This is a genomic window from Escherichia sp. MOD1-EC6842 (genome assembly GCF_002965705.1).
GTDB lineage: Bacteria > Pseudomonadota > Gammaproteobacteria > Enterobacterales > Enterobacteriaceae > Escherichia > Escherichia ruysiae.
On record NZ_PTRF01000006.1, the window covers coordinates 51,398 to 67,936 of the forward strand.

The 16,539-nt window shown below is 51.3% G+C and carries 11 protein-coding genes; 6 read left to right on the top strand and 5 right to left on the bottom strand.

The genetic code is table 11. The features are described from left to right. Nucleotides 1-28 precede the first annotated feature (28 nt). From fhuA to hrpB, 5 genes are all read right to left on the bottom strand, one after another. Complete coding sequence (gene fhuA / locus A7Z29_RS09135; RefSeq protein ID WP_000135208.1) at nucleotides 29-2,272, bottom strand: ferrichrome porin FhuA; 2,244 nt, start codon at nucleotides 2,270-2,272, stop codon at nucleotides 29-31. Between the two features lie 254 nt (nucleotides 2,273-2,526). Next, nucleotides 2,527-3,492 (bottom strand): hypothetical protein, encoded by a 966-nt coding sequence (locus tag A7Z29_RS09140; RefSeq protein ID WP_000323819.1) that lies wholly within the window; start codon nucleotides 3,490-3,492, stop codon nucleotides 2,527-2,529. After that, nucleotides 3,492-5,552 carry a DNA methyltransferase gene (locus tag A7Z29_RS09145; RefSeq protein WP_286135315.1) on the bottom strand — a complete coding sequence of 687 codons (2,061 nt, stop codon included), beginning with the start codon at nucleotides 5,550-5,552 and terminating at the stop codon, nucleotides 3,492-3,494. Before A7Z29_RS09145 ends, A7Z29_RS09140 begins: the two co-directional genes overlap by 1 nt. A gap of 422 nt (nucleotides 5,553-5,974) precedes the next feature. After that, nucleotides 5,975-8,479, bottom strand: a complete 2,505-nt coding sequence (mrcB, locus tag A7Z29_RS09150; RefSeq protein ID WP_000918200.1) for a bifunctional glycosyl transferase/transpeptidase — start codon at nucleotides 8,477-8,479, stop codon at nucleotides 5,975-5,977. Between the two features lie 194 nt (nucleotides 8,480-8,673). Continuing rightward, complete coding sequence (gene hrpB / locus A7Z29_RS09155) at nucleotides 8,674-11,103, bottom strand: ATP-dependent helicase HrpB (RefSeq protein ID WP_085460338.1); 2,430 nt, start codon at nucleotides 11,101-11,103, stop codon at nucleotides 8,674-8,676. A gap of 73 nt (nucleotides 11,104-11,176) precedes the next feature. Between hrpB and thpR the strand changes: the two genes are divergently transcribed. The 6 genes from thpR (at nucleotide 11,177) to folK (ending at nucleotide 15,955) form a co-directional block, all read left to right on the top strand. Next, the gene (gene thpR / locus A7Z29_RS09160; protein ID WP_001294672.1) at nucleotides 11,177-11,707 is read left to right on the top strand and encodes an RNA 2',3'-cyclic phosphodiesterase; all 531 of its coding nucleotides are present in this window, start codon (nucleotides 11,177-11,179) and stop codon (nucleotides 11,705-11,707) included. Nucleotides 11,708-11,721: 14 nt separating this feature from the next. Next, nucleotides 11,722-12,426 (top strand): DNA/RNA nuclease SfsA, encoded by a 705-nt coding sequence (gene sfsA / locus A7Z29_RS09165; protein ID WP_085460337.1) that lies wholly within the window; start codon nucleotides 11,722-11,724, stop codon nucleotides 12,424-12,426. Between the two features lie 177 nt (nucleotides 12,427-12,603). Continuing rightward, the gene (dksA, locus tag A7Z29_RS09170; RefSeq protein ID WP_001155227.1) at nucleotides 12,604-13,059 is read left to right on the top strand and encodes an RNA polymerase-binding protein DksA; all 456 of its coding nucleotides are present in this window, start codon (nucleotides 12,604-12,606) and stop codon (nucleotides 13,057-13,059) included. Between the two features lie 66 nt (nucleotides 13,060-13,125). After that, nucleotides 13,126-14,022 carry a tRNA glutamyl-Q(34) synthetase GluQRS gene (gene gluQRS, locus A7Z29_RS09175; RefSeq protein ID WP_038808913.1) on the top strand — a complete coding sequence of 299 codons (897 nt, stop codon included), beginning with the start codon at nucleotides 13,126-13,128 and terminating at the stop codon, nucleotides 14,020-14,022. A 59-nt stretch (nucleotides 14,023-14,081) separates the two neighbouring features. After that, on the top strand, nucleotides 14,082-15,479 hold the full coding sequence (pcnB, locus tag A7Z29_RS09180) for a polynucleotide adenylyltransferase PcnB (protein ID WP_204116109.1): 1,398 nt from the start codon (nucleotides 14,082-14,084) through the stop codon (nucleotides 15,477-15,479). Next, nucleotides 15,476-15,955 (top strand): 2-amino-4-hydroxy-6-hydroxymethyldihydropteridine diphosphokinase, encoded by a 480-nt coding sequence (gene folK, locus A7Z29_RS09185; RefSeq protein WP_000215154.1) that lies wholly within the window; start codon nucleotides 15,476-15,478, stop codon nucleotides 15,953-15,955. Before pcnB ends, folK begins: the two co-directional genes overlap by 4 nt. The last annotated feature ends 584 nt before the right edge of the window (nucleotides 15,956-16,539 follow it).

Genomic DNA, 16,539 nt, shown 5'->3' on the forward strand with positions numbered 1-16,539 from the left:
CACGGAAATCCGTGCCCCAAAAGAGAAATTAGAAACGGAAGGTTGCGGTTGCAACGACCTGACGTTCTGCGCCCCAGAAGCAGCCATAAGTGTTAAAGCAGCTGGCGACGTATTCACGATCGAACAGGTTGTTAACATGCAGCGCCACGTTGGAGCCAGCCATACCGACTCGCGCCAGATCATAACGCACTAACGCATCCACGACCGTATAACTTCCCACTTTAAAGGAGTTAGCCGGATCACCATAGCTGGAGCCTGTATAACGACCACCGGTGCCCAGTGTCAGACCTGAAAGTGGGCCGTCAAAGAAGGTGTAGTCAGCCCACAGAGAAGCCATGTGTTTTGGCACCTGCGCAGGCGTATTGCCTTTGTAGGTAGTATCGGTGGTGTATTCCGCATCGGTGTAGGTATAAGAACCCACCACGTTAACACTCGCCGACAATGCCGCTTTTGCTTCGATTTCTACGCCACGTGCGCGGATCTCGCCACCTTCAACCGAGAAGAAGGAACCCTCAGGGTCCGCCATCAGGTTATTGGTTTTGGTGAGATTATACAGTGCACCTGTCACCACAATTGGGCGATCTTCCGGTACATATTTCACGCCGACTTCGTACTGCTTACCTTTAGATGGTGCGAAAATATTACCATCCTTTCCGACCTGGGAAGAAGGTTCAAACGATTCGCTATAACTGAAGTAAGGTGTTACGCCATTATCAAACAGGTAGTTAACACCACCACGCCAGGTAAACTGTTTGTCATCACGTTTATCGGTCGTCCCGGCAACGCGGTTAAGAGATTCTTGATCCGCCCAGTCATAACGACCGCCCAGGGTGACCAGAACTTTATCCCACTGCGCCTGATCCTGAACGTAAATACCCGTTTGCTTCTGCTTATTCAGAATGCGGTAAGGGCCGGAGTTTGCCGGATCTTTCGCATTGAAATCGAAATCGGTATTCACCGGATTGTACAGATCGAGCAGCGGTACGGAGTCGTCGTAACCAAACCAGGCGTTGATGTCGTTACGCATACGCATGAAATCAACACCCGTCAGCAGGGTGTGGTCAATATCGCCAGTGGCAAATTTGCTCTGCAGCTGGGTATCAACAGAGAAGTTTTGCAGCTTCTCATCATCAACGACATATTTACGCGCCAGATAATGGCCTTTGTCCGCTGGCGCTAATGCCGCACATTGTTGGCTGTAAGCATTCGCCGGATCGGAGCAGACACCGTAACCATAAACGCTGTTTTGCGAGGTTTTGTTTTCCGCAAAGCGCAGGTTCTGACGCACAGTAAAGGTATCGTTAAATTCGTGGTCGAAGCTGTAGCCCACCATCTTCTCATTACGAGAATAGGTGTTGTTCTTCGCCCCTTCGTTAAAGTCCGTCGGCAGACGCTTACCATTCGGCAGCGGCTCAACGGTTCCCTCTTTCGGCAACCAGCCGTAATAACCGGTTTCCGGCTCGTTCTGGAAGTAAGAAAGGAAGGTGAAATTGGTTTTATCGTCCGGACGCCAGGTGAACGCCGGTGCAATAGCATAACGCTGCTCTTCTGACCCTTTCTGCTGAGCATTGGCAGAACGCGCAAGACCGGTCAGACGATAAGAGTAAACGCCGTCATCATCCAGCGCATCGCTAAAGTCAAAACCAGTCTGGAACAGGCTGTCAGTACCGGCTTTAAACTGAACTTCTTTCAGCGGTTCGGTAGTCGGGCGCTTGCTGACCATGTTCAACAGGCCGCCAGGACTGCTTTTACCGTAAAGCACGGAAACCGGGCCACGCATAATTTCAGCGCGTTCCAGCATATACGGGTCAATGACCGCATCGTTATAGAAGTTGCCCTGCAACTTCAGGCCATTCAGATAGTTATTCTGGCTTTGGCCTTCTGCCGCAAAACCGCGAATGATCAGGTGGTCATAGGTGTTGGATGCGCCACGCGTACCAACAGAGACACCTGGCGTGTAGCTGAGCGCCTCTTTTACTGACTTAGGCTGATGCAGCGCCATCTCTTCGGCGGTCACAACAGAAATAGACTGTGGCACTTTTTGAATCGGCGTATCTGTTTTGGTGCCGGTAGCGGACTGTCGCGCCGCAATAGTTGCAGCCGGCCCCCATGCGCTTTCTTGCGGCGCAGGTGCAGCGGTAACGGTGATAGTGTCTTCTTTCGGTTCAACCGCTGCCTGTGCATAAACAGACATGCCGCTAACCGCTGTGGCTACTACAACTGCGATTTTACGCAGCGAGTGTTTTGGCTGAGCAGTTTTGTAACGCGCCATTGGTATATCTCTGATGTAAAGTGAATGATAACGTAAACGAGAATGATTATTATAAAGATAAGATAATATTCGAAAGGCTGACGGGTTCGCAAGCGGTACGCAATATGCGCGCCCCTGAAGGGTCAATAAACAATCAGATGAAAAGAAAGGGTTAATTGTTTAGGCGGGATGTTACTGATATTGACTTATCTACGCCCTGTGTTCATTCATTCCACAAGGCGTAGTGATTTATTCCCCAGTCTATACAAGCCGCGTCAGGATAACGCTTTCAGAAGAAGCTGCGCGCGATGCTCATCGCTCACGGTCTCCCAGGCTTCCGCAAGCTGAACGTGCGCTTGTTTACTGATATCTATAGAAACCGCCAGTCCTTCATCAACTTCCGGCGCCTGAGTGTTGTTCTCACTCTGTTCAATGGCACGGAAAATTGCTTCATTCATGGTGGCAGTGTCGAGCGAACCCAGACGGCTTTTTAGTGCCTGAGCGGTGGAGGCAGAAACCCACATGCGGACGATCTCTTCATTCACCGGTTCACTCTGCACGCGAAAATAACAAAGGTTCTCGTCTGACGGCAGCGGCACGTCAAAATATGGCTGGATCTTGATACCCGCACTGGTCGTCACGGAATAGCGTTTCTGCTTTGTATCCCGGTCATATATCCACAAACTTTTGCTGGCCTTACGTGCCCCTTTAGCTGGAGTAACATTCCATACCGCTGTGTACTGCTCCGGATTTGGCGGGATCATCCGCTCTTCAAAATAGAGGAATTCCGTCAGACTATCCTCCCATAGTAGCCAGCCTGTACGCATATCAGGGGTCTTATGAGGTGCGGCATCTCTTACCGTTTGCGTTCGACGTTCTATAAGCTCTGCGTATTGCTGGAAGACGTCATGCATCACGTCGTTAGCATCACGAGTGGTATCATCAATACGGATCGAACGCGTTGCAGCCGGGTGCATAAGCGTAGTGCCGCAGACTGACTTGATCGGTCTGTCACGCAGGCCTGCTATGCGCAAGAGTTTCATCTCCAGCCCCAATCCCTGATAATTGACATCAATATGTAAATTGCTCCAGCCACCATCAGGAATATTTTTTGCCAGGCAGTAAACGCGACTCCAGTCACCTTCCTCCAGCTTTCTGCCCATCATGGCGGCAACCTGAGTTGCCAACCACCGTTTAGCAAATACCTTTTCAGTATCAGTAAATGCTTGTAAGTATGCCATTACAACGGATCCTTATTACCTTCCAAAAGAGCAATTGCCTGAGACCTGAAGGTCGCGAAGTCCAACATTTTCCCATGCAGTAAAAGACTTTCAGCCAGATATTCGCTGTAGAGAGTGCGATAATCAATATCAGCCTCACGTTTAACGTGCAGATAAGGAAGCACGGGGATCGTACCATTTCGCTGGCTCAGGAATTCCTTAACTGAAATGGTTTTCGCCTCCGCCGTTGACACTTCCTGCTTGTTGCCATTTTCAACTTTACGACAATGCAGCATGAGATCAGCACCTGCGGTGTTATCGCTAACAAATTGCTTAAACGTACCATGCTGCTTGTCGAAAATATCGATCCTTTCAATGGTAAAACCAGCATCCAGCACTGCATTACGCAGACGATTCCAGATGTCCTCCGAAGAGTTCATAAATACCAACACCATCCAGTGTCCTGGTCTTAGCACACGATAACTTTCAGCCAGACTCTGCGTCATTAATTCCTGATATCTGTTGGCATCCTTTTTTTGTACGCGATTAACTATGGCTTCATCCGTGGCATCCGTATAGGACATTAACCAGGACTCCCACAACATATTCATTTCGCTATAGTTAATGTTGGCTCCAAACGGCGGATCGGTGAAAATCAGATCAACACTATTATCCGGCAGAAACGAAAGATCGGTCGCAGAACCCGTTTTAACCTGACAACGACCAACGTAGGCTTTAGCCGTGGTTTCAAGGTGATCAATAATTGATCTGGCCTTGCGTTCGAAGGTCAAAAAGATATTCGCTTCATTGAAAATATACGGGACATTAAAATTTGCCGTATTACCGCTGCCGCCCCAAAAACGGTACTCAGAAAGCCGGGTCACACGCTGATAGAGCGAAGTGAAAACAAAGCCGAGAAATGCGGCAATATTGGTATCTTCAACGCGATGAATCGCTTTCCACAACTGGCTCATCGCCGCCAGATTTCTGGCAGTATAAAAATGCTTTATGTTAGTCAGGCCATGACGCTTGGGCTGTGCCAGATTCACTCCATCTGGTAGATCGAAATCCGGGATGAACCCCTCAGCAAGATATTTGCCTGCGTCAATTGCGGCAATGAGCTTGAGATCGGCCTCCACAGGCGGCACCTCGGACTGAGCTTTACCGCAGCATTTATACCCCACGAGAACCGGCACTGGCGTCGTTCGGGCAAGGCGCGATTTTTTGACCTGATGATGACAATAAGGGCACGGGAACTCGCGCAAAAATTTATGTTCGCGCACAGTGTTACCGTAGCTACGGCATTCGTCCCAAAGCACAAACTCCTTACTACACTCGCTGCAAATGACTTTGTATGACCAGACAGTAAAGAGCAACTCTGCCTCTTTTCCACAGGTACGGCATTGCGTTGTGTAAAGGGTTTTACGCAGATCCTCCAGACTCTCAGTAACTACTTTTACCGCCGCCGCGAGCGCAGCGGGATCGCATTGCGATGTAAATCGATTAGCGATAAAACTGGCTGCAGGTGACAGTTCATTGAGAATGACATCATGACCGGTCGTCAGTGCCGCGACCCCTGTCATACCGCTTCCCGCAAAGGGATCAAGCACCAGTCCGCCTTCGGGCAAATATTTTTGCAGCACCTGGGCAATCCCTTGAGGCGGAACTTTGGTGTGATATGTATGCGCGTCATAAGTATACGTATTCTTTCCTGCTGAAACGCCCTCCGCCACAGCCTCTTTCACGGTCTGCGCAGCTTCAGAATGCGATGAAAGAATTTCAGCCAACAGGTATTCACCATTGCCCCAAAGTTCTCCTTTTTTAAGTCGGGAGAGCAGAGGCAGCCCCGGCTCATCGCGCAGCACAATCGTGCCTTCATATTTGTCGGCTGTCGTTTTTTTACGTATCCCACGAGAGGCGAATGTTCGTGTCGTATTCAGATTCGCAAGATCGATCGCCAGACCCGCATTGAGCTTCGCAAGTAGCTCATGCAATTCTTTTATCGTATCGGCACTGGGTTCAATATCCCCGCGAATCCAGCGAGCAACTGAAATGTAAGAAGTGCCGAGATACTGCGCCACGCCTTTCGGATCCAGGCCACTTAATGCCATAATTTCCTGCAATAATGCCTGATAGTGATTCTCAGGATGTGATACTTGCTGACCAGAGCGCATCATCTTTTGCCCCCCTCATTAATACCAATAACAACGTTGAGAGATACCTCATTAGCGTGCACTGCTATAGTCATTCACTATTTACCTTTTTGATTCGCTTTCTCATTAAGTCCGGCAAAGGCTGTGTCGATACGCTTTCATCGACTATTCTGAGAGGATGTCTGTTGGCATCAAAGGAAGAATGTTTCACGCAAAAAATATTTAAATTCATTGCGTTGAATATTAAACAGGTCAATTTCTTCTGATATTTGCATCCCACTAAATTTAGCAGGTTCCCTGTATCAACAGAGAACCTGCCATTAGTATCAACGCATTACTGCCTGAGAACGTTAATTACTGCCAAACATGTCCTTGATCCAGCCTGCTACGCCGTCGCTGTCTTTCTGCTCCTGTTGCGCAGGTTGCTGCGGCTGAGAAGACTGATCAAACGGATTGCCCGACGGCTGCTGTTGAATCTCGCTTTGCTGGCACAACGAATCAGGATCGCTGGTCCATACTGGCAAGGTTCTCATACCACCGCTGCAAACAAAGTTACCGTCGTAGTCCACGCCCATATCCACAATATCTTCCGGCGGTACAAGATTCAGCGGCGTTGGCGTCTGGTTCGCCAGATAACGCTGGTAAATCGACATCGCCCCACTGGCGCCATACAGTTTAGTTGGCTGGTTGTTATCGCGGCCAACCCAGGTGATGGTCACCGTGCTGCCGTCAATGCCCGCAAACCAGGTATCAACGTTGTTGTTGGTAGTCCCTGTTTTCCCTGCCAGATGCAGATTTGGATATTTCGCCCCAAGCTGACGACCCGTACCGCGTTGTACAACCTGCTGCATGGTCCACAATGTCAGATACGCCGCCTGCGCCGGAACAGCGCGTTCCGCCTGCGGGAAACTCTGATAGAGCACTTTACCATCTTCAGCAATCACTGAACGCAGTGCAGAAAGCGGTGCGCGGTTACCTCCGCTGGCGATAGTCTGGAATGCCTGCGCCACTTCGATTGGCGTTAAGTTCAACGCCCCCAGTAACATAGCCGGAACCGGATTCAGCTGATCTTTCGGCACGCCCAGCTTAATCCAGGTGTCCGTAACCGCAGGCAGCCCCAGCGCCATCCCCAGATTTACCGTTGGCACGTTCATAGAACGGGTCAACGCATCCACCAGCATCACTCTGCCGCTTTCGCTATAGCGACGATCATCGTTCTGCGGTGACCAGACCTGACCGTTCGGCTGACGCAGCGCGATGGGGGCGTCGGCAATCCACGTGTTCAGACGATAGATTTTCGGCTGGCTTAAGGCCGTCAGATAAGTCGCTGGTTTTGCCAGTGAACCAATCGAACGACGCGCCTGCATCGCACGGTTATAACCCGCAAACTGCGGTTCCGAACCACCGACCATGGCACGAACCTCACCGCTAAAGCGGTCAACAACCACAATAGCCGTTTCCAGATCGCTCAACTTACGCTGTTTCTTCAGTGCCGGAATACCTTCCACGGCAGCTTTTTCTGCCGCGTCCTGAGCCACCGAGTCAAAGGTAGTGAAGATCTTCACGCCGGAGAGATCTTTCACTTTATCGCCCAGTTTCGCCTGCAGCTCCTGACGTACCAGTTGCATAAAAGCAGGCTGTGGAGAGATTACCCCACCGCGCGGCTGAACGCCCAGCGGACGCGCGCTCAACATGTCGTAGAGTTCTTGATCAATAATCTGCTGTTGTTGCAGCAATCGCAGCACCAGATTACGTCGCTCCAGTGCCAGTTTTGGGTTACGCCACGGGTTGTAAATTGACGCGCCTTTCACCATACCGACTAACAGCGCCTGCTGGTCAAGGCTCAACTCTTCCACCGGACGACCAAAGTAGTACAGGCTCGCCAGCGGGAAACCACGGATTTCGTTGTCACCGCTCTGACCGAGATACACCTCGTTCATATACAGCTCAAGAATGCGGTCTTTGCTGTAACGCGCATCCATGATCAGCGCCATATAAGCTTCGTTCGCTTTACGCCAGTAAGAACGCTCACTGGAAAGGAACAAGTTTTTCACCAACTGTTGCGTCAGCGTACTCGCCCCCTGCACCGTGCGACCGGCGGTCAGGTTTGCCAGCACCGCACGCCCAATTGAGTAGAGGCTGATCCCATCATGCTCATAGAAATGACGGTCTTCCGTCGCCAGCAAGGTATCCACCAGCAGATCCGGGAATCCACTGCGCGGCACAAACAGACGCTGCTCACCGTTTGGCGAGGAGATCATGGTGATCAGGCGCGGATCAAGACGGAAGAAGCCGAACTGACGGTTGTTCTCCATATTGACGATGGTCGCCAGATGATCGCCATCAAAGGTCAGGCGCGCACGCACCTGCCCTTCTTTACTATCCGGGAAATCAAACGGACGGCGGATCATCTCAATGCTGTTAGCCTGCACGGTAAATTCGCCAGGACGGGTCATCTTCGACACCTGACGATATTGGGTCGCCTCTAACAGTTTCACCATCTCGTTCTTGCTGATAGTCATGTCTGGCTCAAGGTTTACCATCCGACCATAAACTGCCGCTGGCAATTGCCAGACCTTGCCATCAATACGGCTGCGAATTTTTTGATCGAGATAAACCCCGTAAACGGCGATTAACACCGCAAATACGATGCCCAGTTTCAGTAGCAGCCAGAGCCAGCCGCGTTTACCACGAGGCTTACGCCCTTTGCCCTTACCTTTGCGCGGCATCGGTTCTTCATCCTCATAGTCATCATAATCATCGTCATCTTCGTAACGACGACGGCTTACCTTTTGTTTGACAGGACGCGTCGGTTTCCCTTTGCGTCCAATTGGCTCGCGGTCATTCCCGGCCATACTTTTTCTCCGCAATATTCAGGCGCAAAAGCCCGATTTTCTGTTCTTCCGTTGCAAGACAGAAGAAGATATCTCTCAAAATTGCTTTTCTCCCTCTCCCTGTGGGAGAGGGCCGGGGTGAGGGCATCAGCGCGCACATTACCCCTCACCCTATCCCTCTCCCCATAGGGGCGAGGGGACTGCCCATACCCGTTTTACGAATACTTTTTCGTCCGGCGCGTCGGCGCGGTGTTGGCGGGGTCGTCCGGCCAGACATGTTTGGGATAACGCCCTTTCATCTCTTTTTGCACTTCGCGATACGCCCCCTGCCAGAAGGCGCTTAAATCACGCGTGATTTGCAGCGGCCTTTGGGCGGGTGAAAGCAACTCCAGCACCAGCGGCACGCGCCCCTGGGCGATCGTCGGATTGGTGGCCTCGCCAAACATCTCCTGCATTCTCACCGCCAGCGCGGGCGGGTTATCTTCATGATAACGAATGGCGATCCGGCTTCCCGTCGGCACAGTGTAATGCGCAGGAAGTTCACTATCCAGCCGTTGCTGCATTCCCCAATCAAGTAACCCGCGCAGCGCCTGGTAAATATCGAGTGATTTCAGGCCACGCAGTGAATGTACACCGCTCATATGTGGCAACAACCACGCTTCCAGCGTCGCCAGCAAATTTGCCTCATCAACCGCTGGCCAGTCATATTCCGGTAGCCACTTCGCAGCACACAGCAAACGCAAACGTAGCTGTTCCGCTTCCGGTGTCCAGTTAAGTACACTGAGACCTTTATCGCGAATACCGTTGAGCATTGCATGATGTAATTCATCTTCCGACGGTTTCGCCAGCGGCTGTACTTTTACTGTGAGCTGACCAATCTGCAACCGACGCCAGGCTTTTAGTGTGCCTTGCACATCGTCCCATTCAACGGTATCAGACTGCCGTAATAGCTGCGGACAACGCTGTATTAACTCATCGATATCGACCGGTAGCGCCAGTAAAATTCGCGCATCCGGCGAGGCGCTGCCCTGCAATAATAACGGTGCGACCAGCCATTCATGGCGGCTTAAGGCATCATCGGTGTCCAGCATCGCTCCCATGCCGTTCGCCAGCTGATAGCGCCCTTCTTGCCCACGACGACGAGCAATGCGATCGGCAAACGCCTCAGCAAGTAACGGCGCGATAAGCGAACTGTCTGCCTCGCCGCCACGCACATTTAAGCGTTTTAATAGCTGTTGACTGCGTTGCTGCCAGGCCGGTTGATTACGCGAAAACGCCACACCCAGATCGCTATTCCCCATCCGTGGCGGCTCTTCGAGAATGGCAGCAATTTTTGCGGCGGTTGCGGCTTCGTCGTCGCTCTTCGCGCTCACCAGCATTGCCGCTAAACGTGGATCGTTACCCAGTGTCGCCATTTTTTGCCCTTGCGCACTAAGCCGTTCGCCGTCCAGTGCCCCCAGCATCCCTAACAGGCGTTTCGCGGCCTGTAGATTCACCGCTGGCGGTTGATCAAGCCAACTCATCTGCGCCGGATCGCTGCATCCCCATTGCAGTAATTCCATCAGCAAACCGGAGAGATCGCTTTGTAAGATCTCCGGTTCACTTTGCGCGGCAGCGCGTTCTGCTTGTTCTTTGGCGATTAAATGCAGACAAATACCCGGTTCCAGACGCCCGGCACGCCCGGCGCGTTGCGTCATTGATGCCTGACTAACGCGTTGAGTAATCAATCGCGTAAGCCCCGTGCGCGGATCAAAGCGCGCTACACGCTCCTGGGCACAATCCACCACCAGGCGAATACCTTCGATGGTTAAACTGGTTTCAGCGATATTGGTTGCCAGCACCACTTTACGCATTCCTTGCGGTGCCGGAAGGATCGCTTTTCGCTGATCGTTCAGCGACAACGCGCCATACAGCGGGCAGAGCAACACATCACTGCCGATGCGCGAAGACAGTTGTTCCTGAACGCGCTGAATTTCTCCGACGCCGGGTAAAAATAAGAGTAATGATCCGCTTTCCTGACGCAGCAATTCGGCGGTAGCAACCGCGACAGCCTCGTCAAAGCGTTGATGTGTGGACAACGGCAAATAGCGACGTTCTACTGGATACGAACGTCCTTCGGAAACAATAACCGGCGCTTGCGGCAGCATTTGTTGCAAACGATCGTTATCCAGCGTGGCCGACATAATGAGCAGTTTTAAGTCATCGCGCAGCCCTTGTTGCACGTCCAGCAATAGTGCCAGCGCCAAATCCGCCTGCAAGCTACGCTCGTGAAATTCATCGAGGATCACCATACCGACGCCGCTCAGCTCTGGGTCGCGTTGGATCATGCGCGTCAGCACGCCTTCCGTAACCACTTCCAGTCGGGTATTCGGCCCCACGCAGTTTTGCGCACGCATCCGGTAGCCAACCGTGTCACCAGGCTTTTCGTTAAGCAGCTCCGCCAGTCGTTGCGCAACGTTACGTGCCGCCAGACGCCGTGGCTCCAGCAGGATAATTTTTCCGTTAATGCCTGGATGCGCCAGCAGTTGCAGCGGCAACCAGGTCGATTTCCCGGCTCCGGTCGGCGCGCTTAATAACACCTGCGGTGCGGTATCGAGAGCAGCAAGTAATTCAGGTAAGACGGCAGCAACGGGCAACGACGACACAAAACGCTCCTGAGGGTTAACATTCTTCGCGCCACATTGTAGCATCGCGGTAATTCATAACCGAGTACCTCACATGTCTGAACCGCAACGGCTGTTCTTTGCCATCGACTTACCCGCAGAAATTCGCGAGCAGATTATCCACTGGCGCGCCGCACAATTTCCGCCTGAAGCCGGGCGTCCGGTTGCCGCCGAAAATTTGCATCTGACGCTGGCGTTTTTAGGCGAAGTGAGCGCAGAGAAAGAGAAGGCGCTTTCTCTTTTAGCCGGACGGATTCGTCAACCGGGATTCACTCTGACGCTTGATGACGCCGGTCAGTGGCTGCGTTCGCGCGTGGTGTGGTTAGGGATGCGTCAGCCACCGCGCGGCTTAATCCAGTTAGCAAATATGCTCCGTTCGCAGGCCGCCCGCAGTGGTTGTTTTCAAAGCAATCGACCGTTTCATCCGCATATCACCTTATTGCGCGACGCCAGCGAGGCGGTGACAATCCCGCCGCCAGGTTTTAACTGGTCATATACGGTGACGGAGTTCACTCTTTACGCCTCCTCGTTTGCCCGTGGGCGCACACGCTACACGCCGCTAAAACGCTGGACACTGACGCAATAACAAGGGTTGTCACAATGAAATTTTCACCCCCTCTACAACGCGCCACGCTGGTTCAGCGTTATAAACGCTTTTTAGCTGATGTGATCACACCCGATGGTCGCGAATTAACGCTACACTGCCCTAATACTGGTGCGATGACCGGTTGTGCAACGCCTGGCGATACCGTCTGGTATTCCACTTCCGACAGCACAAAACGGAAATATCCGCACACCTGGGAATTGACCCAAAGCCAAAGCGGTGCATTTATTTGCGTCAATACACTTTGGGCAAACAGATTGACGAAAGAGGCTATCCTCAATGGGGATATTTCGGAACTGTCAGGCTATAGCTCGCTGAAAAGCGAAGTAAAATACGGCGCCGAGCGCAGTCGTATTGACTTCATGTTACAGGCGAGGTTTCGACCTGACTGCTATATTGAAGTGAAATCGGTTACGTTAGCGGAAAATGAACAGGGATACTTTCCCGATGCAGTCACTGAACGAGGTCAGAAACATCTTCGGGAGTTGATGAGCGTAGCAGCTGAAGGTCAGCGTGCAGTGATTTTTTTTGCCGTGCTGCATTCAGCCATTACACGGTTTTCACCCGCGCGCCACATCGATGAGAAATACGCGCAACTATTGTCAGAGGCTCAACAAAAGGGGGTGGAAATTCTGGCTTATAAAGCGGAACTTTCTGCTGAAGGCATGGCTCTTAAAAAATCACTGCCGGTTACATTGTAGTAAAGTAAGTAACTGGTTAATTTACATTCTGGTCGCGTGCGCAAATACGCTTTTCCTCACACAGTTGTCAAGTGTTACGTTTAGATAATTGCTATCCGGAAAAGCATCTGCTATTTATAGCGGCCTCATTTTTCCCCCGAACATGGGGATCGATAGTGCGTGTTAAGGAGAAGCAACATGCAAGAAGGGCAAAACCGTAAAACATCGTCCCTGAGTATTCTCGCCATCGCTGGGGTGGAACCATATCAGGAGAAGCCGGGCGAAGAGTATATGAATGAAGCCCAGCTGGCGCACTTCCGTCGTATTCTGGAAGCATGGCGTAATCAACTCAGGGATGAAGTCGATCGCACCGTTACACATATGCAGGATGAAGCAGCCAACTTCCCGGATCCGGTAGACCGTGCAGCCCAGGAAGAAGAGTTCAGCCTCGAACTGCGTAACCGCGATCGCGAGCGTAAGCTGATCAAAAAGATCGAGAAGACGCTGAAAAAAGTGGAAGACGAAGATTTCGGCTACTGCGAATCCTGCGGTGTTGAAATTGGTATTCGTCGTCTGGAAGCGCGCCCGACAGCCGATCTGTGCATCGACTGCAAAACGCTGGCTGAAATTCGCGAAAAACAGATGGCTGGCTAATTACAGCCGTTCCATCACGTTTACCACAGGCGGGAAATGCTCCCGCCTTATTTTTTGTTCAACGAGATGACAGACACACACTATATTGGTCGCTTCGCCCCCTCTCCTTCCGGCGAGCTTCATTTTGGCTCTCTGATTGCCGCGCTTGGTAGCTATCTACAGGCACGCGCCCGGCAAGGTCGCTGGCTGGTACGCATTGAAGATATCGACCCGCCTCGTGAAGTTCCCGGTGCCGCAGAGACAATCCTGCGCCAGCTGGAACATTACGGTCTGCACTGGGACGGCGATGTTCTCTGGCAATCGCAACGTCATGACGCCTATCGTGAAGCACTCGTCTGGTTACGTGAGCAAGGGCTAAGTTATTACTGCACCTGTACGCGTGCGCGTATTCACAGCATTGGCGGTATTTACGACGGTCATTGCCGTGAATTACATCATGGTTCAGAAAACGCCGCAGTACGCATCCGCCAGCAGCATCCGGTCATCCAGTTTACCGATCAGTTGCGCGGTATTATTCACGCCGACGAAAAACTGGCGCGGGAAGATTTTATTATTCATCGCCGTGATGGTTTGTTCGCCTATAACCTGGCGGTGGTGGTTGACGATCACTTCCAGGGCGTGAGCGAAATTGTCCGTGGCGCAGATTTGATCGAACCGACGGTGCGACAAATCTCGCTGTACCAGCTTTTTGACTGGCAAGTGCCAGATTACATTCATTTGCCGCTGGCACTTAACGCACAAGGCGCTAAACTTTCCAAGCAGAATCATGCGCCTGCGTTACCGAAAGGCGATCCGCGCCCGGTGTTAATCGCCGCGCTTCAATTTTTGGGTCAGCAGACAGAAACACACTGGCAGGATTTCAGCGTCGAGCAAATCCTTCAGTCTGCCGTCAAAAACTGGACGCTGACCGCCGTGCCTGAGTCGGCAATTGTAAATTCAACATTCTCAAATGCGTCATGCTGAGCTATGATTAGCCGCTATTTTTTTGTCCTGAATGATGTTTGACACTACCGAGGTGTACTATTTTTACCCGAGTCGCTAATTTTTGCCGCAAGGTGCTAAGCCGCGAGGAAAGCGAAGCTGAACAGGCTGCCGCCCGTCCCCAGGTAACGGTGATCCCGCGTGAGCAACATGCTATCTCCCGCAAAGATATCAGTGAAAATGCCCTGAAGGTAATGTACAGGCTCAATAAAGCGGGATACGAAGCCTGGCTGGTTGGCGGCGGCGTGCGCGACCTGTTACTTGGCAAAAAGCCGAAAGATTTTGACGTGACCACCAACGCTACGCCTGAGCAGGTGCGTAAACTATTCCGTAACTGCCGCCTGGTGGGTCGCCGTTTCCGTCTTGCTCATGTGATGTTTGGCCCGGAGATTATCGAAGTCGCAACCTTCCGTGGACACCACGAAGGTAACGTCAGCGACCGCACAACCTCCCAACGCGGGCAAAACGGCATGTTGCTACGCGACAACATTTTCGGTTCCATCGAAGAAGACGCCCAGCGCCGCGATTTCACTATCAACAGCCTGTATTACAGCGTCGCGGATTTTACTGTTCGCGATTACGTTGGCGGCATGAAGGATCTGAAAGACGGCGTTATCCGTCTGATTGGTAATCCGGAAACGCGCTACCGTGAAGATCCGGTACGGATGCTGCGCGCGGTACGTTTTGCTGCAAAACTGGGGATGCGCATCAGCCCAGAAACCGCAGAACCGATCCCCCGCCTCGCTACCTTATTGAACGATATTCCTCCGGCACGCCTGTTTGAAGAGTCTCTTAAACTGCTACAAGCGGGATACGGTTACGAAACCTATAAACTGCTGTGTGAATATCATCTGTTCCAGCCGCTGTTCCCGACCATTACCCGTTACTTCACGGAAAATGGCGACAGTCCGATGGAGCGCATTATTGAGCAGGTACTGAAGAATACCGACACGCGTATCCATAACGATATGCGTGTGAACCCGGCGTTCTTGTTTGCCGCCATGTTCTGGTATCCGCTGCTGGAGACGGCACAGAAGATCGCTCAGGAGAGTGGCCTGACCTATCACGACGCCTTCGCACTGGCGATGAACGATGTGCTGGACGAAGCCTGCCGTTCACTGGCGATCCCGAAACGTCTTACTACCTTAACGCGCGACATCTGGCAGCTACAGTTGCGTATGTCTCGTCGTCAGGGTAAACGTGCGTGGAAGCTGCTGGAGCATCCTAAGTTCCGTGCGGCTTACGACCTGTTGGCCTTGCGAGCTGAAGTTGAGCGTAACGCTGAACTGCAACGTCTGGTGAAATGGTGGGGTGAGTTCCAGGTTTCCGCGCCGCCGGATCAAAAAGGGATGCTTAACGAACTGGACGAGGAACCGTCAACGCGTCGTCGTACTCGTCGCCCACGCAAACGCGCGCCGCGTCGTGAGGGCACCGCATGACAGTGGCGTATATTGCCATAGGCAGCAATCTGGCCTCTCCACTGGAGCAGGTCAATGCTGCCGTGAAAGCAATCGGTGATATCCCTGAAAGCTGCATTCTTGCCGTTTCTTCGTTTTACCGCACCCCACCGCTGGGGCCGCAGGATCAACCTGATTACCTCAACGCCGCCGTGGCGCTGGAAACCGCACTCGCGCCCGAAGAGTTACTCAATCACACACAGCGTATTGAATTGCAGCAAGGTCGCGTCCGTAAAGCCGAACGCTGGGGGCCGCGCACGCTCGATTTAGACATTATGTTGTTTGGCAATCAGGTGATTAACACCGAGCGCCTGACCGTTCCGCACTACGATATGAAAAATCGTGGATTTATGCTGTGGCCGCTGTTTGAGATTGCGCCGGAATTAATTTTCCCTGATGGAGAGACATTGCAAAGTTTATTAACGAGCAATGCTTCTTGTCCCTTACCACGCTGGTAATCACCCTCCCCTTTCTAATTATTCAAGCTAGTATGCGTAGTGAAATACGCATCAGTAATCTGGTTCTTGCCTCTGATATGCCAGTCATAATCTTTATGGTTAAAATTCCTTTCTTCTTTTAGATAATTAAGATCAAAAAAAAGTGAGATCCCCCCAAGAAAGGCACAAATGGGCAAAAAAAACACATGAAAATTAACGTACATATTAATAATATTAAACTTTATATTAAGATAATCTAATATGTAAATACAGAAAAACTAATGCATACAAAATGACACACTAAAATATATATATAATAAAAATGACACACCACAATCAATCACAAGAAAAATAATAAAATTAAAAAAATCAATGAGTTACCAATCAAACTACCCTTATAAACACTCTTATACTCACCTAACCGCTTGCTCTAAAATAAATAGCTATTCAAATGATGAATGCAAGGGAAGGTAAATCAATAAATCACCCCAAATCATTCACACCATCAATTTTTATTTTCATCCTTATATTGCTAGTCTCTGCCGCGTTTTTGGAAGACGTAGAATAACAATAAATTAATATTTGTTATTGATTCGTCTCTCTTT

Excerpts from the sequence above, each read along its gene's own strand:
- fhuA (WP_000135208.1), bottom strand. The coding sequence starts at position 2,272 with ATGGCGCGTTACAAAACTGCTCAGCCAAAACACTCGCTGCGTAAAATC.
- A7Z29_RS09140 (WP_000323819.1), bottom strand. The coding sequence starts at position 3,492 with ATGGCATACTTACAAGCATTTACTGATACTGAAAAGGTATTTGCTAAA.
- mrcB (WP_000918200.1), bottom strand. The coding sequence starts at position 8,479 with ATGGCCGGGAATGACCGCGAGCCAATTGGACGCAAAGGGAAACCGACG.
- thpR (WP_001294672.1), top strand. The coding sequence starts at position 11,177 with ATGTCTGAACCGCAACGGCTGTTCTTTGCCATCGACTTACCCGCAGAA.
- sfsA (WP_085460337.1), top strand. The coding sequence starts at position 11,722 with ATGAAATTTTCACCCCCTCTACAACGCGCCACGCTGGTTCAGCGTTAT.
- dksA (WP_001155227.1), top strand. The coding sequence starts at position 12,604 with ATGCAAGAAGGGCAAAACCGTAAAACATCGTCCCTGAGTATTCTCGCC.
- gluQRS (WP_038808913.1), top strand. The coding sequence starts at position 13,126 with ATGACAGACACACACTATATTGGTCGCTTCGCCCCCTCTCCTTCCGGC.
- folK (WP_000215154.1), top strand. The coding sequence starts at position 15,476 with ATGACAGTGGCGTATATTGCCATAGGCAGCAATCTGGCCTCTCCACTG.